We start from the raw sequence: 19,394 nt of genomic DNA on the forward strand, positions 1-19,394 counted from the left end.
GAGACTTGCGGTGTCTGGCCCCATCGGCGGGCGTCACCATGGACCTTGCCGAGCAGGCTTTGATTTCAAAGCGTAATCAGCAGGCCGTGCAGGATAATGATGGGGCGCGGCTTTGACAGCAAAATGCTCAAAGCCACGCCCAGACGATTACGCGGTCAGAAATTTTACCGTGCCAGCAGTGCGGCCCAGGTCGCTGTCTCAACAAAAGCCATTCAGCTTGAGGATTTTGTGGGCATTGATCGTTGCCTGAAGCTCCTCTTCAGAGCTGCGGTTGCCCTGGTTTGCATCCGGGTGATGCTGCTTGAGCTTCTGTTTGTAGCGCGCCTTGATTTCGTCAGGCGTGGCGTCCTGCGTCAGACCGAGGGTCTCAAACGCTTTCGCCTCAAGCACCTTCAACTTGCGTTGCTGAAGGTCAGCTTTTTCCTTCTGTCGCTGCTCGGCATTTTTGCGGGCATTGATTGTCTTGGCAGAGCCTGAACGGGCAGACGAAGGAAGAGGTGCTTCCGACGGCCGGTTAACCGCCGTACCCCAGGTCTTTCTAAGACCAGTCGCCGCCTCTTTTTGATAGCGTGCAACCACGGGGTCGGACAGCTCGGTCGCGAAATTATAACCGCTGTTATATTCCTTGGTGTGCTTGGGACAGAACAGAAGATACAGGCCTTCGCCGTCTCTTCCGACGGGGGCGCGATGCACACCTTCGTTTTCACAATTGTCCCACTGACATTTGTGGCCGAGCGATTTGGACGGCGAAGCCGCCTTCTTTTTGGTTGACCGGAGGCCAACGAAGATTTTTGAATCAGAAGTCATGGGGCCTTATAAGTTGATCGGGATCATACGATCAAGAAAGCAGGTCAAATACCTGCCTAAGGCTTATCAGAAAAGAGGCCCAAGCCAAATTATGCAGATTTTTGGGCGAGTGTTGCACCGTCGTCAAGCAGATCTGCGGCAAGGGTGAGGCCTTGCGGGCCGGGGCCACCAACCTCATGAGAGAGTGGTGCCCCCTTATTTCAGGGTTATTCAGATCACGCAGACTGTCTTTGCAGCGTGAGCCTCAAAACTCCGTCCAGTCCGTTTTGACGGCTGCATTACCGACGAAAGCTGTCGCAATCTTGCTGGTCAGCGAGCGAACCGGCGATGCCTGCTGGAGGCGATGCGATGAGGTTGCTACCTCTACCGTCTTTGCCACATCCGATGTCGTCTTGAACTGCGCAAGCAACTGGCTCAGCGACGAGACTTCGCGGGCAAGACCATGGCTTGCAGCCGTGGTTTCTTCCACCACTGGTTTATGTGTTCGATGAACGCGGTGATGTGTGCCGGCCCAACAGGGCTGCCGCCTGGGCCTTGCTCGCGACACCCAGTTTCTTGAGTATCTGCTCCATGTGATATTCGACGCCCCGTCGCGACAGCCCGGTGATGGTCGCAATATCGGTGTTTGATTTCCCAGCGGCTGCCCACGTCAGAAGATCGAGCTGCTGGGCGCTGAGTTTTGTCAGCGCAAGGCTGCTTTCAAATTTACCATCGCTGCGTGCGGATGATGATGGGTCGGCGGCATCTGTCATCAGGCCAATCCAGCTCTCCGCCCGACCGTGCTCATTGAAACTGGGTTTTGCGGTACTTCTAACAAGGCGCCAATGGCCGGATGCATCAAGAACCCTGAAATGTTCCTCAAAAGGCTTCTTGGACGGCAACCATTCCAGCCACTTTTTACGCACCCTGATATGATCGTCTGGATGCATGCGCGCATACCAGTCCTTGATACGATCTTCCATGCTGACGCTTTCCGTCGCGGTGAGGGTCGGCCCCAGATATTCAACGGTGCCAGCCTCATTGGCCGCCCAGATAATGTGGAGCCTCTGTTCCGTGCCGAGCAACCGGGCATACCCTTCATCGGCTTTCAAGACCTCCTCAACCTGCCGGAGGCGGCTGATATCCGTCAGAGCCAGTGAAAAGCCGATGAAATCGCCATCATCATCTCTAACATGTGTGCAATTGACCACATAGGTCTTGCCGGATCGGCGAACGTGCAACTCCTGCTGGCGGATTTGACGACCGCGCTTCAGATGGGACAGTATTTGCGTGATCTTGCTGCAATTTTTGTCGTCAAAATGCTCCGCGAGGCGTGAGCCTATCGCCTGATTTCCAACAAAGTGCATGATATGCGCAAACTGATCGTTCATGCGCAAAAGCCGCCCGTCTGCATCAAGCAGCGCCAACGCACTTGGGCTGTGTTCATAAATGGCCTGCGAATGAAACATCCGCTGATACCGCGATGCGGCCGACGAGCGTTTCGACGCGCAGCCCAAGGGGTAACGAAGATCGGTTGGCAATGTCCCGATGGATGGGCGGCCAAGATAAAATCCCTGACCGACATTACATCCCATGCGCTGCAGTAAATTGAGCTGATGCGCGGTTTCAATGCCTTCTGCGACAACACTCATGCCCAGGCTCTGGCCGAGATCGATGACAGAGGAGACAATACGTCGGTTGGGCGGGCTGTTTTCCATGTTGCCCACAAACTGCTTGTCTATTTTAAGCGTGTTGAACGGCAATGCGTGCAGGCGTGTGAGGCTTGAAAACCCGGTTCCGAAATCGTCGAGGGACAATAAAAAGCCTTCAACCTTGAAGCGGTTCGCAACCTCTTGCGCTGTTTCGATGTCTTCGATGAGCGCGCTTTCCGTCAGCTCTATTTCGATCTGCGAGGGAAGAAGCCCCGCATCTGCGACAATTTTGCAGATGGGGGAAACAATCTCTGCATTTCGAAACTGGACGGGGGAGAGGTTCAGGGCAAGTGTGAGATCATTTTTGGCCTGGCGAAATTCACGACATGCCTTTTCCATGACCTGTAATGTGATCGAATTGATCACACCTGCGATCTCCGCCTTGGGGATGAAAACATCCGGACCGATCACGCCAAGGTCAGGATGCATCCAGCGTGCAAGGACCTCAAAACCAATTGTCTTGTGTGTCTCCAGATCAACAAAAGGTTGGAACGCCGGCACGAACTGACTTGCCTCGGCCGCAGCCAGCAAATCTTCTATGGAGGGCAGAAACGTGCTCGTCATAATCGCTCATGTGGCTCGACAACTGGAAGTCCTGCGGACTTACAACCAGTTCCGATAGAAAAGTATGAACGATAACAAATTATCACGCGCTTTTGAGATGTGACACGGACCAAAGGTGGAGTTCCCCATCCTTGATTTCATGGCGGGCGTTGCATGATCGCTGATAGGGCCAAATCCACACGGCGTGGCGCAGGCTCTTGCGAGAACCATGTTGCCAACAGCCTTCCATGCCTTTTCAAGAGCCTCGACCAAACTGCACCGTTGTCGTGTGCTGCCATGGACCGCCAAGATATTGCCAGACATCAAGCCCTGATATGTGGATCGGATGCGGCTGAAAGCTGTGGCTCAAGTTGCGGTAGAGGTCGTCAGCCCTCTGTTTCGATACCTTGTTCTGCACCGTGATGTGCGGTTGCCATTTCTGTCTGTCCTGCGGACCAAGCCACGCGATCAGTTCAGCCGCTATCGTCGCCCTGATGTCGAGCAATTGCGGGCAGGTAATGGCATAGGCAACGCCTGCACCGAGATGCCTGACACCGCTGACTTCGGCGATCATCATATCGGTGTTTTGAACGATGCCATTGAGTGTATCGACAATCCGTGCCTCGTATTCACCAGGCAACCGATGAAACATCGTCATATGAGCGCGCAGGAAATTGCGATCCGCTGGGAAATGCGCCTGTCGAAGACGATCAAACGGCTCGAGGTCACTATCGGTGATCCGGGCCGTGACAATAAGCGGTTGGCGGGTTTTCAATCGCGGGTCCTGCTGCTGTTTGGCTATAACAAGACTGCACTATTTTTGCAGCCGCGCAAACTTTCAAGCGAAGGCATGAGCTTGCACCGTTGCCGTTTTGGGCAGCCTGGCCTCGATCACAAATCAAATCCGAGCTGTTTCTGGTCTGTATTTGCAGCAATGTCTTCATTGGTCAGCGCTGACAGCGTCACCCCCAAAAGCCGAACAGGTCGTTTGAACGGGTAGACCGTGGCCAGCAAGCCTGCCGCCGCTTCCAGAATGTCATTGCTGTTGGCGAAAGGCAGGGCTGTCGTTCTGCTGCGTGTCGCCTGCGTGAAGTCGGAATATTTGATCTTCACGGTCACGGTCTTGCCGCTGAACCCTTTCGTTTCGCAATAACTCCAGACCTTTTCGGTCAATGGTTTCAGCTCGCTGGTAGCCGACGCGAGATCGTCAATGTCCTGCATGAACGTGTCCTCAGCACCGACGGATTTTCTCACCCGGTCAGGCTGAACCTGGCGCTCGTCAATCCCACGGGCAATGCCATAGAAATAGGGGCCTGATTTCCCGAAATGCTCAGACAGAAACTGCAATGACTGCGCCTTGAGGTCTGCGCCGGTCTCAATCCCCAGCCTGTGCATCTTCTCTGCGGTGGCTGGCCCAACGCCATGGAATTTCTTGACTGCCAGTCGCTCGACAAAACCAGGCCCATTCTTTGGTGTTATCACCGCCTGGCCGTTTGGTTTGTTGAGATCGGATGCCATCTTGGCGAGAAACTTGTTGTAGGAAATCCCGGCCGATGCATTGAGCCCGGTTGCTGCCTTGATCTTTGCCCGGATTTCCAGCGCAATCTCGGTGGCGATTGGCATATCCTTGAGGTTCTCGGTGACATCAAGATAGGCTTCATCAAGCGAAAGTGGCTCGATCAGCGGCGTATATTCGGCAAAAATCTCCCTGATCTGCTGCGAGACGGCGCGATAGACCTCAAAGCGCGGCTTTACGAAAATCAGGTCAGGGCATTTGCGGGCGGCCGTCACCGACGGCATGGCAGAATGAACCCCGAATTTGCGAGCTTCATAACTTGCGGCGGCGACAACGCCTCTGGCGGCCGCACCGCCGACGGCAATCGGCTTGCCGCGCAGGTCAGGATTGTCCCGTTGCTCGACGGAGGCGTAAAAGGCATCCATGTCCACATGGACTATTTTTCTCAACCGTGCGGTGTCACTCATGGCGCAAACTGAAAACAGTCCTGCTTGTGTTGTCTGGAACAAAAAAAGAACATAGCAGTTTTGCGACAAACCGCAATCGTGAACCTTTGAAGGTCGATTGGACAATGGATGTTTTAGCCGTCGTCTACGACCTTGATGTCCCGACCGGTGACGAACCTGTTCAGAGGGGGTAGATTGGTTGCTCGCTCGACCCCGCGACTAATCAGATAAGGGTAGGGGTCACCCAAGACCTATCGATTTCTATTGATAAGCTCCCGTGATATAATCACGACCCTGGCGTCGTCCGCCGTGGTCTTGCACACGGAGACTTGTCTCATGAGCGAAATGGACGTGATTTTTGCCAATCTGCGACAGGCGGCTGATCCGAACACGGTCGCCTGCATTGAAACCGTCGTCAAACATGGCGCAGATCGTGACCTCAACCGCATCAATGCGCTTGCCTTTGCCGGTAAACATCATCTCGACGAGGAGAAAACCATTGCGGCGTTTCTCCATGCCGCGCGCATAGGCGCATTCGAGATGACCTGGAATGTCCTTTGTCCAGGATGTGGCTGCGTGCTTGACAGTGGCACCACCCTCAAGCGCGTCGTTCAGGACACCTACCATTGTGCGCTCTGCGCCGCCGGTTATGAACCGTCCCTCGACGAAATGGTCGAGGTAACGTTCACCGTCAGCCCGAGAGTGCGCAGGATCGCAGCGCATGACCCCGATCGGCTGCCGCCGCTTGAATATTACCGCCAGATCTTCTTCGGCTCCGGCATGGACCTGCCGGACGATCTGGAGGCGCGGTTCGAACGTATCCTGCTGGAGATGATCGAACTCGCCCCCGGCGAAAAGGCCTTCGTTTCTCTGCAACTGCCGGCACAGTTTGTGATCATTTTTGATGCCGTCACCCATTCGGCACAATTCATTGACGTGCAGGGTGAACCGACCGATGAACGGCAAAATCTCTCGATGTTTCTGAGCCAGGCGCATACGCTGAACGAAACGATTGCCCTGCATCCTGGCCCACTGCGGCTCACCTTCGAAAACCATACCGATCGCCGGGTGGTGCCCAATGTCTGCGTTGCGGGAGATGACCTGCACGATCTCTTGAGCCAGCGCCGTGCCTTTCTGACGGCCAAACGGCTGCTGACCAACCAGAGCTTTCGCGATATTTATCGAACCGATACGCTCGATGTCGACCAGCGCCTCAAGATCACCAGCCTGACGTTTCTGTTTACCGATTTGCGCGGCTCGACCGCGCTTTACGAGCGTGTTGGTGATCTTCCCGCTTTCGATCTGGTGCGTGCGCATTTCAAGGTGCTGCACGAAATCGTTGCGACAGAGGCCGGAGCCGTGGTCAAGACCATCGGCGATGCGGTGATGGCGACCTTTCCGAGCCCCGACCGCGCGGTGGCAGCCGCGCTGAAGATGCGTGAAGCGATGCGTCGGTTAAACGCTGAACATGGCAGTGACGATCTCCTGTTGAAGATCGGCATTCATGAGGGACCATGTCTCGCCGTCAACCTCAATGACCGCCAGGACTATTTTGGCCAGACCGTCAATATCGCCTCCCGCGTGCAGGGCCTTGCCGATCCCAATGTGATCATGGCAACGGAATCGATCATCGGTGACAGCCATGTTTCCGAAATCCTCCGCAATGGTGGCATCACTTCGGTGTCGAACATGGAGGAACTGCACGGCATCGGGCATGAGGTGAGGATTTTTGCGCTGTCGTGAGTTATTTTGCCTGTCGCCGAAATTCCCGGTCGCCATTCCATTATGGGCCATACTTGCGGATTGCAAAAATCCTGTCCAATCAGTCGTCACAATGTCTGTTCGCGCAACCGCAGGAGCCAATCAGCCAGCTTCGAGTTGAATATATTCTTGTGGTGAATCCGAATAGCTATGCATTATTTCTCGAATGCGGGATTTCGCAAAAGTAAAGGCGACCACACAGGCTGGATCGAAGTGTGAATCCGCACAGGATACGATGTGTGAAAATGCCTCTTCGAAACTCCAGGCTTGTTTGTAAGGTCTTGCCACAGTCAATGCGTCGAACGTGTCAGCGATCGCCACAATTCGGGCAGACAGAGGAATGTCGAAATTGCGCTTTTGTTGCGGATATCCGGTTCCATCCCACCGTTCGTGATGGTTTCCAGCAATCTCTGCTGCAAGCTGCAACAACGTCGACTTTGACCCGGCAAGTATCTGATAGCCGATGGTCGCATGTTGTTTCATTTCGTTAAACTCGTCGTCCGTCAGCTTGCCCTTTTTCAAGAGTATCGCGTCGGGTGTAGCGACCTTGCCTATGTCGTGCATGGGCGCGGCCCAACGAATATCAGTGGCCAGGTCTGGTTCCAGCCCATAGGCGATCGCTATGGCTTCGGCATAGGCACCAACGCGTTGCGTGTGTTTGCCAGTTTCAGGATCCTTGTAGCCCGCTGCCATGGTCAGTCGGTCAATGATTTCATGCTCGCGCTCTTTCAGTTCCGCCGTTGCCTTGTCGACTTCAGATTTGAGCCAGGCAGCATGATTTGAAAGCTTTTTGCGGGCATCTGCCAACGCGATGAGATTTCGCACCCGTGCGCTGAATTCCAATGGGTTGATCGGCTTGGTTAGATAATCGATTGCACCGCAATTTAAAGCGGTCATCCGTGTGTCCAGATCGGTGTCACCCGTGACAAAAACAAATGCCTTTTCACGATGTTGATCAAAGGTCACGAGTGCCTTCATCAATTCAATGCCGTTCATGCCAGGCATCTGGAAATCAAATATTGCGATATCGAAGTCGAGTTGCGGTGCCTGCTCCAGCACAAGATCCGGCCTTATAAAAGGCACGGCCTCGCAACCATCCAGTCGCTCTACCAATTGGGTCAACAGGGCTAGGTTTGTCTTGTTATCGTCCACCAGTAGAATACGCATCTGTTTACCTGACAACCTGGTTGCGGGATTGGTCAATCATATTGGAAAGGGCATTCAGTTCAGAATAGCCAGTCTGGGGACTGCGCAAGGACTGCGATTTCTGGGCAATGCTGTCAAAGCCCAGATTGGCGGCGGTCCCTTTCAAGGTGTGAAGACAGGCATCCATGGCACGATGATCGGCATTTTTCAGCGCAGTGCGGGTGTCTTCCAGCAGGACTACTGCATCATCGAAAAATGACAGAACCAATTCGTCGAAGGCGGATCTGCCAAGGACTGCGATGAGTTCTTGTGCGCGGGGTGATATGTCGTCGGTTTCTGCCTTGTCGGCTATTTCGGTGACTTTCGGTTGATGTTGGGAAATCACCTCATGCAGGTGTTGCAGCTTGATGGGTTTAAGCTGGAAGCCGTCCATGCCTGCCTCCAGGCAGCGTTCGCGATCCTGATCGGACGCATTGGCAGTCATCGCAAAAATTGGAGTGCTGGCACATGGGCCAGAGCCTGACCTTATCCGACGCGTCGCTTCGATCCCGTCCATGACGGGCATCTGCATGTCCATGAAGATCATATCAAAATGGCGTGTAGCGGTTACTTCGACCGCGATGACGCCATTTTCAGCAAGTGTGACATTCTGCCCAAGGTGTTTCAGAAATTGCAGTCCCACCTGTTGGTTGACGAGGTTGTCTTCAACCAACAGAATGTCCAACCGTGGTAATGGTTTTGCGTTCGTCTCGGTTGTTTCCACCACGGCAGGACCGGTGGCGGCGGCATGTTCTACCGGCACTTCAAACCAAAACGTGCTCCCTTGGCCCAAAACGCTGTCAACGCCAATCTCGCCATTCATGGCGGCAACAATCTGCTTGCAGATGGTAAGGCCAAGGCCGGTGCCACCGTATTTGCGAGAAATACTGGCATCTACCTGGCTGAATGGCTGGAAAAGTCTGGCCATGCCATCCGCGTCGATGCCAAGCCCGGTGTCGCGCACGGCGATGCGCAGTCGCAGGCCTGTTGATGTTTCCAACTCCCTTACCAGCAACGTCACCGTACCATTGTTCGTGAACTTGATGGCGTTGCCAAGCCGGTTCAGAATAACCTGACGCAGACGGGTGGGATCAGTCATTATATGCTGGACCGGCAAGCGGGTCGGAATATCGACCAGAAGTGTGTTGCCACCATCAGTTGCGCGGCCACGCATCATCTCAGCGGTGTTGTCGATCAACTCTGCCAGATCGGCCGCACGATACTCCAGTTCCAGTTTGCCATGCTCGATCTTTGCAAAATCGAGTATCTCGTTGATGACATCCAGAAGCGCTTCACCAGCGCGCTGAATGGTCTTGATGTTGGGAACGACATGGTCTGGTAGCGGTTTGAGCTTGAGCAACTCGACCATTCCGAGAATGGCATTTAACGGCGTTCTGATTTCATGGCCCATGGTTGCCATGAATTGCGATTTCGCGCGGTTGCCTGCCTCTGCTGCGTTGTACGCATCGTTGATACGGCGCGCCATCGCTTCAAGACTAAGACCAGCTTCACGCACATTCTTGAGTTGGCGACGCAACGTGTAGATAAGGAAAGCTACACATAGAATTATCAGCAGCGTCAGAACCATGGACGCGCGTGCGAGCCCGCTGAGAATGTTGCGATTTTCCGCCCGTGCAATGCTCAGAGCGTTGTTGCTGTAATTGAGCAGTTGTTCACTGCTCCTGGTCATCTGCACGGCATCTTTCAGCAGCAGTTTCAGATCTTGCGTGTCTGGTTTCTTGTCGGCGGCGATTGTGTCAAACAATGGCGCGTTGGAAAATATGACCGACCGAATGCTCTGAAGGTAGTTTTGAACGGTGGGGTCGGTTGAAAAATAATGTTCAAACCGGGCCTGATCAAGCATCTCCATGCGTGAATAGAGAATGTCATAACGCAACGACAGGTTCTGGACGGCCGCGTTCGATGTGTCTGACACCAACATCATGCGGGTAAGTTCTTCTTCAAACCTGCGGGATTCCCGCTCAAGTTGGTAGACAGACCACAGGGCATTTTCCTTGATGCCGTCCTGAAGCTCACTGTAACGTTTGGATATGTCGGAATAGACCCATGCCAGCAATGCCAGCAGAATGACGGCGAAGACCTGCAGGATAGCTGTCGATTTGCCAGCCTTGCGGATGACTTCACCACTGGCATGGGCCGCCTGGATCATTTAGTGGACCTCGATCGACTTGATTTGCCAGACCGAGCGCGAGAAGTACTTTTCATTGTAGGTTTCCGGCTTGAGGTCAAATGGATAGACAAGGAAGAGTGGACCTTTTTCCCTGACATTCATTGGTGCATCATTCATGCGTGTTGCAAGAATTGTGTCCAGGTCATAGGCATCGGCAAGCGGCACGTCCGCCGCGTAGTCGTTCAAGGCAACCACTTTCAGATTGGCACCGTCGGCACCTGCTGCTTCCAAAACCGAGCGCAATAGTGGACCGCTAAACTTCACTGTTCCTTCCGTCCAGGGCGTTTCCATCGAGCCGCTTCGACCAGCCAGTGCCTCAAGCATCGGAAGGTCAAATTGTGCCGTGTCACCGACATTGGCATGGCTGACATGACCGGTGATGGTCAAAACCACCTTGCCCTTTGGGGAATCAAGGCAGAACGCATGCTGTGCCGACATCAGACTGATGGCAAAGCCGGTGAGAAGTGCGAGTTTCATTGGAGTTCCCTCTGTGGATGTTAAAGACGCGTCGGTCGTTCGTTGCGAGCAACGCTGACTGCGGGTGGCGGGCTATGTTTGTGTAGGGGCTCAGAACTCTTCCCAAGTATTGCCACGCAGTGCAGCGGTTGGACCGCTGGAAAAGCCGGATTTTACAGCCTTTAAAAGCTGATGGGCGGGAGAGCGAATGGGGCGCACGGCGGGATCGGTCATCGCTGGATGGCCAGAGGAAGGGTGTGATGGCACCTTGAAGTTTGCGATCAGCTTTTCCAGTTTAATTGCTTCGTCTGACAGTTTGGCGGTTGCTGCCGAAGACTCCTCCACCATGGCTGCGTTTTGCTGCGTAATGTTATCAAGGCTGCCGACAGCTGCGTTGATCTCTGCAATACCGGTCGCTTGTTCCTGCGATGATTTGGAAATGGATGCCATGTGATCATTGATCGAGCGGACCTGCTCACCAATGCTTTGCAATGCGGCACCCGTGCGATTTACCAATCCGACGCCACGTACAACCTCCTCCGAGGATTTGCCGATAAGGGCGGTGATTTCTTTGGCAGCCTTTGCGGAACGCTGGGCAAGTTCGCGAACTTCCTGTGCCACCACGGCAAACCCTTTGCCCTGATCCCCGGCACGCGCTGCCTCGACACCTGCGTTTAATGCCAGAAGATTTGTTTGAAACGCAATCTCGTCTATCACGCTGATGATCTCGGTCATTTCCTTGGACGAGCTTTCAATCTGGCTCATGGCCACAACGGCCTGTTCCACAACGATGCCGGAGTCGACAGCTTCCATGGCAGACTTGTGCACGAGACCCTGGATTTCAGTCGTGCGCTCCTGCGCTTGGCGGGAGATGGTGCTGATTTCCTCCAGCGCTGCCGCTGTTTCTTCAAGGGCTGTTGCCTGCTTTTCCGTGCGGCGTGCCATCTCATTGGTTGCCGACGATATTTCATGAGACTGCGCAGAAACCAGTTCCACCGCTCTATGAATTTCTGCGACGGCCGTGCCCAGTCCAAGCAGGGACGAATTGTAATTGTCTTTTAGTGCGGTGAAATTTTCGGCCACCTGTTCCGTCAGTGGTGATGTCAAATCGCCGGAAGCAAGCGTTGCCAGGGCGCGGTCAAGCGCGTCTATTGCAACATCCTGCTCTTGCTTGAGGAGAGCCTGCTGCTGCTCAGCTTTTTTGCGGTCCTGATCAAGAGACTCCAGGTAGACCGAAATGGCGTAGTCCATGTCGACAAGTGCGGCCTTCATGACGGCAGAAATGCCATCTGACACCTTTTCGCGCTTTTTGCGCAACAATCGTCCCGGCATCTGTGCGGCGATGACGCGGCGCACAATCTGCTCGAGGATCAGGGCGTAGCCGCCGATGTACCAGCGCGGTTCAAGACCAAGGCGAGCGTGGGTGCGTCCAACCGTCGTTACCGCCTCGACATATGTCTCGTCAAACCGGGCGGATGCGATGTTTTCCCAATGACCAACCTGGCGTGACTTGGCATGCTGAATATTGGCTTCACTGGAAAAGAACTTCGCCGTATCCGGATGGACCCTTGCCTTGCTGTAGAAAACGTCGAGTGCGCCATCAAGAGACGCTGCAATGACTGTTGAGAGTTCGGCCAATGCCGCCCGTTGCCGGTTGTCCAACCCAACAAAGTCGAGCCGTTCCTGAAGCTGGTTATGAGCATGATGGTGCATTTCACATGACTTTCTGTCCGGCGAGCAATCGGCGCGCGTGCAAGGTTGACATTGCAGATAATGAGAGCATGCGGAGATTGGACTGCGTCATGCAGGTGACGTTATTGCTCCCCGTCAGAACCGCAGATTAGCCGGCTCCATTTAGTGGATGCTTTACTGTCATATATTTGGGAGTGCTTTTTTAGTGGGCCGATTCTGCTCAAAAATGCAAAGTGAGCCAAATTTGCTCACCAGACAGCAAGTAAGTTGCAGTTTGTGGGCGAAATTTGCCCAGGATAGTTTGTTTAGTTGGCTTCGGAGTCTTTGTTGCTTAACACAATTGACAGGCCGTTTTCATTTTGAACGAAGGTAATCCCCTTCGCTTCAAAGGCAGATCGCACTGCGTCGATTGCTTCGGGCCGAACCGATGTGGTGGAGGCTTCCATGCGGCGTATCGTGGAAAATGACACGCCTGAATGATGGGACAGGTCCTGGGCGGACCAATTTAGGAAACCGCGTGCAGCGCGAATCTGGGAGGCGCATAAAGCGGTTGGCGCCTGCTGTGCAAATTGTACAGGCTCGACCATCACCGAATGCCCGACCCACTGTTCGATGCGGCCATGATTCCCAAAAATGGGCATGGCGCGGTTGCTAATATGCACATAATTTCCGGCAATGGTTCGTACACGGATCGTCACCGCATACTCCGCCCGCGTGGCGATTGCTTCCTTCCAGGCCGCACGAAACGCACTTCTGTCGTCTGGATGTATTGCCGCAAGCTTTTCCCAGTCATGGGCCTGTGCGGCGGTTTCGCCGGTCAGCTTTGTCCAATCAGCGGTTTCAATCAGCTTGCCATTTGGATGCGCCCGCCACACCTTGCCTTTGAGGAGTTGTGTCAAGGCGGTGTTGGTGCGTTCTTCGGCAAGCAATGCCAATCTCGTTTCTTCTTCCTGTGTAACATCGGCAATCACGCCGAACAGAACCATTGTCTTGCCATGACGATCGTGATGCGGTTGCGCCTTGCTGAGCAGCCAACGCAAGGTGCCATCGGGCCGAATGATACGAAAGCGTCGGTTCTGTGTACGTTGATCAGAAGCCAAGCCGACAGCATTGTCAAAATCCAGTTGATCGTCGGGATGGATTAGAGACTGAAAGAGGTCGAGACTGGGAACCACGGCTGTGGGTTCATATCCGAGCATTCTGAAGAGGCCGTAGGACCAGACAAGCTCGTTGGTATCAAGATCCCAAATCCATGTGCCGACGTTGAGTTTTTCCTCCAGCAGTCTCAATCTGGAGTCTGCTGTTTTCAACGGTCGGGTCTGTGTCATAGATGTTTCCCGGTTTATTTTCAAATTAAGGCATCTTTCACATGCATTTGGCGAATTACGAGGAACCTCGGAAAATAGCAAAGGTCTAGAGGGCGATCTTCGTCCGACCTTAGTATATGATAATTGAAACAAACCTCTTGATATTGATCGAAATCAAATTTTGTAAAACTTAACTGACTTGAATCTGACCAGTGCAATACGTCGCAGGGTCACATGTTATGTCGCCGAATGCGCTCATCGAAGCTGCTTGCAGTCCGTCAGCGCAAGCCGCCCTAATCGGAACCGGCATAGGCTGATCCGTGATAGGAAATCACCTGGTTTTCTTCTTTGCGAGGGGCACTCACCGATAAGTATTCGGCGTTACCGACCAGTTGATGTCAACACAAGCGGCTTTGTTGAATCCCTATGGTGCGGGCATCGGGAGCGATCAAACGTGCCGGGTCGTGACTGATTTCAACCAGCGCAAAGGCGTTTTCCTGGCGCTGTGAGGTGATCAGATCGCGGGCGATCAGCCACGTTGCGTGGTCAAGACCACCCAATGCTTCGTCCAAAAGCACGATCTGTGGTCGCACGGAAAGGCAGCGGATCAAGGCGACGCGCTGCGCCTGCCCCTTGGAAAGACCCGTGACCTTGCTGTCGCGCAGATCATCGATCATCAGCATTTCAAGCATTTTTTGCAGCGCGTTGCCGGCATTGGGTGCAACGAACAGCAGGTTATCCATCACCGTCAATTGCGGTAACAGGCGCGGCTCGGCGAATGCCATGCCAACGCTTTTGGGAGAGGTGGAAATCTGCCCCGAGGTGGGATGTTCGAGACCGGCGATCACGCGCATCAGGCTGGTTTTTCCCGCGCCACTAGGACCCGTCAAACGCAGGTCTTCACCTTCACGGATGTCGAGCGTGACATCCTGAAAGGCCGGTTCGGGGCGGCCGGAATAATGGAGGCCAAGTCCTTCAGCTGAAAACAGCATCATTGATCACGCCTCCTCGGTACCATGGCTGTCAGAACAGCATCCGTCAGGCCGATCAGAAGCAGGATGATGATGACAAGCGCAAACAGCCGGTCGGTTTGCAACCAACTCTGGGTACGTTGTACCGCTGCGCCCAGCCCTTCGGAACCGGCCAGAAGTTCGGTCAACAAGGTCACGCGCAGCGCATTGGCAACCGCAACCCGCAAAGCCGGCCCGAGCGCGGTCCACACTGCCGGCAGCAGGATGCGTTGGAACTGGCGCAACATCGGCACACGGAAAATCCGCGCCATCTCCTGCAATTGCTGGTCAATCGCGTCCATGCCTTCCGTGATGGCAATCTGCAGCACCGGAACCAGCAGTGCCGCGACCGTCAGAATGACCGTGGTACTGCCGCCATCAAACCAGAGAATGCACAATATGGCGAGGATTGGCGCTGGCATGCCGAGCAGGATGAGCCTGAGAGGTGCAAACAGCGCGGAAATCACCGGCCAGCGCCATCCGGCCAGCCCAAAGGCTGCGCCAAAAACAAATGCCAATGCCAGGCCTGCTGCGGCCCGCCCGATGCTTGGTAGCAGCGTTTCGGTCCAGAATTCCTTTGCAAGCACAAGCGTCACGAGCGCCTGAAGAACCGGGATGGGACCCGGCAGAATGGCGGGCAGATTGTTTGCTGCCGCCAGTGCCCAGATTGACAACAGCAGAACAGTCCCAACCACAAAGGCAAGCCGCTGTTTCATTCGCCAAAGAAGTCCTGATCCGGCACCCTGCCACCAATTGCTGCCGGTTCGACCTCAAGGATTGCACCGTAGAAATCACGCAACACAGTTGCATGTTGCGGCATGGGCAGGTCAATCGCCTTGATCCGGCCGAAACCGTCGCTTGCTGCGGCCATTTCCGGGAAATGCTGCGCCAGCAGCTCGGCGGCAAGGCCTGGATTGTCGGCAAGGCGGGCAAATGCCGCGCGATAGGCGGCACGGACCTCCGGTTTTTGACCAAATGCCGGGTTGGCAATCACCACGCCAGCCGGCGGGCAATCAGCAAGGTCAGTGGCATCGCGCCACAAGGTGCAGAGATCAGCGCGGCGGACAAGTGTCTTGTCCTTGGCAAGCGCCAGGGTGGCCATGGGTTCAGCCAGCATGGCGGTATCGACCTTGCCAGCCAATAACAGCTGCATGCCGGCCATCAGGCTGCCGGTATAGGTCGGTCGCCAGGTTGTCGGGCCTGGTTGCTCGATACGGCGCATCATCAGGTCAGGCAGGTAACCCTTGAAGGGCAGGGCAAGTGCTTGTCCCTTGAGATCGGACAGGTGGGAAATGGTGTCACCTTTGCCAACCAGTGAAACACTGCCTTCGGTCACGGTTGCCGATACGAGCTGAAGATCAATGCCGCTTGTCGAAAAGATTGCTGCCGTCGGGGCAGGGGCAACGGCCAATAACGGCGTGTCCTCCATCACCATCTTGCGCAATTGCTCCGGGTTGGCCCAGGGTTTGAAAATGAACCGTGTTCCTTCAACCGGCTGGGTTTGCACCAGTTCAATCAGCGGCGCACTTTCCCAGATCGGTGGCCCGGACAGCACGATGTCGTCCGCCAGCGCCGGAAGGGCAGCAAGCGACAATGCGAGCGAAACGAAAAAGGACACATGTTTCATATCAGGCCTCTTTGCGGGCAGCATCCAGCCGGAAGCGGCCAAACGGGGTGGAGACAAGTTGGGTGGTGGGGTGCGTCAACCCGGCTTCTGCCATCGCCTCTGTTATTTCACCGTCGGCAAAGGACACGTCCCCTTGCCGCAGCGCCGGGATCAACCGACCGAGCACATGTTCTGCCGGTCCGGTCCTGTTGTCGGTCAGCGCTTCGTGAAAGCTGACGAGCACACCACCCGGCGTCAGCAGATCACTCAGCCGCCGGATCAGGGAGCCGAGGCCCTGATCATGGAAATAGAGCGTCATCGAACACCAGATGATATCGAAAGCGCCATCTGGCAGTTCCTTGTTGTAATTGCCGGGAACAACGGTCAGCGGAAGGTCGTGAACCTCATCCTGAATGCGTCTTGCCACCGGCGGAAGGTCAAACAAGGTGATGTTGATGTCAGGGCGTTTTGCCAGAAGCCGTCGCGTCAGCACGGCGGAACCGGCGCCAACCTCGAGCAGATTGTGTGCCTTCTCCCACTCCGGCAGGCCGGTCAGACACGGTTCCATGGCATCGGCCGCAATGGCCTCATGGAAGGCGGCAAGCGAACGGTGGTTTGCATCCCAGTGGGCATCATCGAACAGACGTGGCCCCTCAGCGACGCTGATGCCGGCGACGAGATCGCCGAACCGGTCCAGCTGCGCATGGCGGGTTTGCGCCATCGATCGAAGGGTCTCGCGCATATTGCGCGCACTGCCGTTCGTCACGAAGGGAAGAATGTCAGGCGCGGTATAAAAGCCGCTGCCGTCTCTCTGCATGAAACCTGCCGCGACCAGTGCTTTTAACGCAAGGGCAAGAGATGCAGGCGGCAGGCCCATTCGTTTGGAAAGCAGCTCCGGGGTCACAGCGGCCTGGCAAAGGTCGAATATGCCAGATGTCAGCGCCCAATCCAGCAAGGCATAACGGATCGGGCCCTCCAGCGTTTCCAGAAGAAGCCCGGCTCCGGTGCGGCGTTCAGGCATCACCATTTGATGCGCCAGTTCATGCCGACGGTCCGCGGGCTGCCATCCTCAACCACCACACCCCGGATGGTGCTGGCGGCGGCGCTGTAATATTCCTCGTCAAACAGGTTTTTTGCCCAGAGCGTCAACTCGCCCTTGCCAAGCTTGCGCGATACTTCGGCATCAACGGTCACGAAGCCCTTCTGTTTGATAGTATTGCCTGGATCGAACCAGTAACTGCCCGTGCCGTTGAGGCTGACACGTCCCCGCCAGACCTCGCCCTGATGGGACAGCGCCAGACCCCAGGTGGTTTCCGGTGCCATCGGCAGATCGTTTCCGGACCAGTCGACGGCAACCAGCGTTCCGGTCGAAAGGTTCATGGATGTGGTCTGGAACGAGGTGGCGCGCGCATGCAGCCATCCTGCATTGGCAGAGATTTCCCATTCGTCGTTAAGCGGTGCGGTAAACTCCGCTTCAATTCCGTAACTCCGGGCTTCGCCGGCATTCGAAATATATTGCGCAGCCCCTGGAATGGTTTCGGTGATCTGTTTGTTTTTCACCGTGGTGTGGAAGGCGGCGAGGTTGAATGTCGCGCCGGTGGAAAACTCATGTTTGATGCCGATTTCGCCATTCCAGCTATATTCGGCATCATAGGCCAGGCTGGTTGCGCTGTTGGCAAAACCGTAATTGTAGCCAGCCGGCATGTAACCACGGGCGTAGCTGCCATGCAGTGTCGTTGCGTCCGTCAGGTCATAAGCCACCGTGAATTTGGGCAGAAGCGTCGTTGACGCGTCATCGGCGCCGTAGCGCTGGTTGACCAAAGGTGAGGTGAATTGCTGCCAGGCGTCGGAGGAGAGGTAATCCACACGCATGCCAGCACCCAGACGAAGCCGCTCGTTCACGGAATATTCGGTAAAGCCGTAAAGCGCCGCACCCGTCTGGTCGATTTCCGTGTGCCGGTCGGTTGACATCGAACCGAGGTTGAAATCCGCATCAGTCGCTTGCCGGAAAGCGTTGACGCCAACGGTCCATTTCCATGGTCCCTCCGATGTGGAGGTCAACCGCACGTCCTGCGAGATGGTGCGATCCTTGATATCGAGGGAGGTCACGCCGAGGCGCAAAGGTGAACTGTCGAAATCGAGCACGAATTCGCGGTCGAAGGTGGTAAATCCTGTGATGGTGGTCAGATCGAAATCTTCAAAACTGGTGCCCCATTCCAGTGCGGTGACCGAGCTGCGCCGGCTTTCCCATGAGGGATCGGAATAGATGCTGTCATACCGGCTGGTCGCCAATGCACCGGTGATGTAACGAAACTGCTCCTTGTTGAACTTCTGGTCCTCGGCAACCGTCGTCAGTTTCAGATAACCGCCATCATGCAGTTCCCATTCGGCGCCGGCAAAACCGGTGACGCGCCGGTCTTTTCCGCCGTCATCGGCACCCGATACCGGGTTGCTGATTACACCGGGGCTGCGGGTAAATTCGAGGCCCATGGACAGAGCAGGGCCATTTTCCGGCCGGCCGGACCACATCACCGACCCGGTGCCACCAACCGGTTTGGCGCCCCTGTCCGAACCATGGATGCCGATATTGACCTCACTGCCCGCATCGCTTCCGGGAGCAATGGTGTTGAAGGATAAAAGACCGGCTTCGGAATTGCGGCCGAAGGTCGTGCCTTGCGGTCCTTTAAGAAGCGTGACGTTCTGCGCGCCAAAGAAATGCGGCAGCTGGATCGTGCCAAGCGGCAGCGGCACGCCGTTGACCATGTAACCGACGGGATCGGCGAGTGCATTGTCGAAGGCCGACATGCCGCGAACCACCAGCCGCTCCTGCGAATTGGCACGCTGGAAAACCGTGTTGGCCGATCGCGTGGCAACGCTGTCGAGATCCGGAGACACCGGGCGCGCCAGGACTTCACGGTTCAGAACCGTGACAGTTGCTGCCGCCTTGCGGGCCAGTTCTTCCCAGAAGTTGGAAAACACCGTGATGGGCGAAAGCTGAAGGGGTGTTTCTTCTGCGAGTGCCGCAACCGGCAAAACGCTGCACGAGAGCGCGGTCGTCAGGCTGAGAAGCGCAGCACGGCGCGCGGTTTTGCGAAAAACATGCGATCGGGAAGTGGTTGAGCGGGACATTGGCGAACTCCTGGTTGGAGCGTTACCTGCCATGTCGCGCGGACTGTTTCTTGA

At 55.4% G+C, this 19,394-nt stretch carries 16 protein-coding genes; 1 reads left to right on the plus strand and 15 read right to left on the minus strand.

Annotated elements, in window-relative coordinates:
- Positions 1 to 198 precede the first annotated feature (198 nt).
- The 5 genes from RT613_RS12610 to dinB form a co-directional block, all read right to left on the minus strand.
- Positions 199 to 807 carry a J domain-containing protein gene (locus tag RT613_RS12610; protein WP_313615812.1) on the minus strand — a complete coding sequence of 203 codons (609 nt, stop codon included), beginning with the start codon at positions 805 to 807 and terminating at the stop codon, positions 199 to 201.
- A gap of 244 nt (positions 808 to 1,051) precedes the next feature.
- Positions 1,052 to 1,276 carry a hypothetical protein gene (locus tag RT613_RS12615; RefSeq protein ID WP_313615813.1) on the minus strand — a complete coding sequence of 75 codons (225 nt, stop codon included), beginning with the start codon at positions 1,274 to 1,276 and terminating at the stop codon, positions 1,052 to 1,054.
- Positions 1,277 to 1,283: 7 nt separating this feature from the next.
- Complete coding sequence (locus tag RT613_RS12620) at positions 1,284 to 3,062, minus strand: EAL domain-containing protein (RefSeq protein ID WP_313615814.1); 1,779 nt, start codon at positions 3,060 to 3,062, stop codon at positions 1,284 to 1,286.
- Positions 3,063 to 3,297: 235 nt separating this feature from the next.
- Positions 3,298 to 3,816 carry a 2'-5' RNA ligase family protein gene (locus RT613_RS12625; RefSeq protein ID WP_313615816.1) on the minus strand — a complete coding sequence of 173 codons (519 nt, stop codon included), beginning with the start codon at positions 3,814 to 3,816 and terminating at the stop codon, positions 3,298 to 3,300.
- Between the two features lie 116 nt (positions 3,817 to 3,932).
- A complete protein-coding gene (dinB, locus tag RT613_RS12630) occupies positions 3,933 to 5,024 on the minus strand; it encodes a DNA polymerase IV (RefSeq protein ID WP_313615818.1) in 1,092 nt (363 codons plus the stop codon).
- Positions 5,025 to 5,339: 315 nt separating this feature from the next.
- On the opposite strand from dinB, the gene RT613_RS12635 reads away from it, so the two are divergent.
- Complete coding sequence (locus RT613_RS12635) at positions 5,340 to 6,746, plus strand: adenylate/guanylate cyclase domain-containing protein (protein ID WP_313615819.1); 1,407 nt, start codon at positions 5,340 to 5,342, stop codon at positions 6,744 to 6,746.
- Positions 6,747 to 6,866: 120 nt separating this feature from the next.
- Here RT613_RS12635 and RT613_RS12640 read toward each other — a convergent pair whose 3' ends face one another.
- From RT613_RS12640 to RT613_RS12685, 10 genes are all read right to left on the minus strand, one after another.
- Entirely contained in the window at positions 6,867 to 7,931 is a 1,065-nt protein-coding gene (locus RT613_RS12640; protein WP_313615820.1) for an HD domain-containing phosphohydrolase, read from the minus strand.
- Between the two features lie 4 nt (positions 7,932 to 7,935).
- Positions 7,936 to 10,119 carry an ATP-binding protein gene (locus RT613_RS12645; RefSeq protein WP_313615822.1) on the minus strand — a complete coding sequence of 728 codons (2,184 nt, stop codon included), beginning with the start codon at positions 10,117 to 10,119 and terminating at the stop codon, positions 7,936 to 7,938.
- Positions 10,120 to 10,617, minus strand: coding sequence for a molybdopterin-dependent oxidoreductase (locus RT613_RS12650; RefSeq protein ID WP_313615823.1), 498 nt, complete (start codon positions 10,615 to 10,617; stop codon positions 10,120 to 10,122).
- Between the two features lie 90 nt (positions 10,618 to 10,707).
- Positions 10,708 to 12,309 carry a globin-coupled sensor protein gene (locus tag RT613_RS12655; protein ID WP_313615825.1) on the minus strand — a complete coding sequence of 534 codons (1,602 nt, stop codon included), beginning with the start codon at positions 12,307 to 12,309 and terminating at the stop codon, positions 10,708 to 10,710.
- 284 nt (positions 12,310 to 12,593) lie between these two features.
- Complete coding sequence (locus RT613_RS12660) at positions 12,594 to 13,616, minus strand: PAS domain-containing protein (RefSeq protein ID WP_313615827.1); 1,023 nt, start codon at positions 13,614 to 13,616, stop codon at positions 12,594 to 12,596.
- Positions 13,617 to 13,993: 377 nt separating this feature from the next.
- The gene (locus RT613_RS12665) at positions 13,994 to 14,590 is read right to left on the minus strand and encodes an ATP-binding cassette domain-containing protein (RefSeq protein ID WP_313615829.1); all 597 of its coding nucleotides are present in this window, start codon (positions 14,588 to 14,590) and stop codon (positions 13,994 to 13,996) included.
- Entirely contained in the window at positions 14,587 to 15,321 is a 735-nt protein-coding gene (locus tag RT613_RS12670) for an ABC transporter permease (protein ID WP_313615831.1), read from the minus strand. The genes RT613_RS12665 and RT613_RS12670 overlap by 4 nt, the downstream gene beginning before the upstream one ends.
- Entirely contained in the window at positions 15,318 to 16,232 is a 915-nt protein-coding gene (locus tag RT613_RS12675; protein WP_313615833.1) for an ABC transporter substrate-binding protein, read from the minus strand. Before RT613_RS12675 ends, RT613_RS12670 begins: the two co-directional genes overlap by 4 nt.
- A 1-nt stretch (position 16,233) precedes the next feature.
- Positions 16,234 to 17,238, minus strand: a complete 1,005-nt coding sequence (locus RT613_RS12680) for a class I SAM-dependent methyltransferase (protein ID WP_313615835.1) — start codon at positions 17,236 to 17,238, stop codon at positions 16,234 to 16,236.
- Entirely contained in the window at positions 17,232 to 19,340 is a 2,109-nt protein-coding gene (locus RT613_RS12685) for a TonB-dependent receptor (RefSeq protein ID WP_313615837.1), read from the minus strand. The genes RT613_RS12680 and RT613_RS12685 overlap by 7 nt, the downstream gene beginning before the upstream one ends.
- Positions 19,341 to 19,394: the final 54 nt, after the last annotated feature.

Source organism: Agrobacterium sp., from assembly GCF_032092815.1.
GTDB lineage: Bacteria > Pseudomonadota > Alphaproteobacteria > Rhizobiales > Rhizobiaceae > Agrobacterium.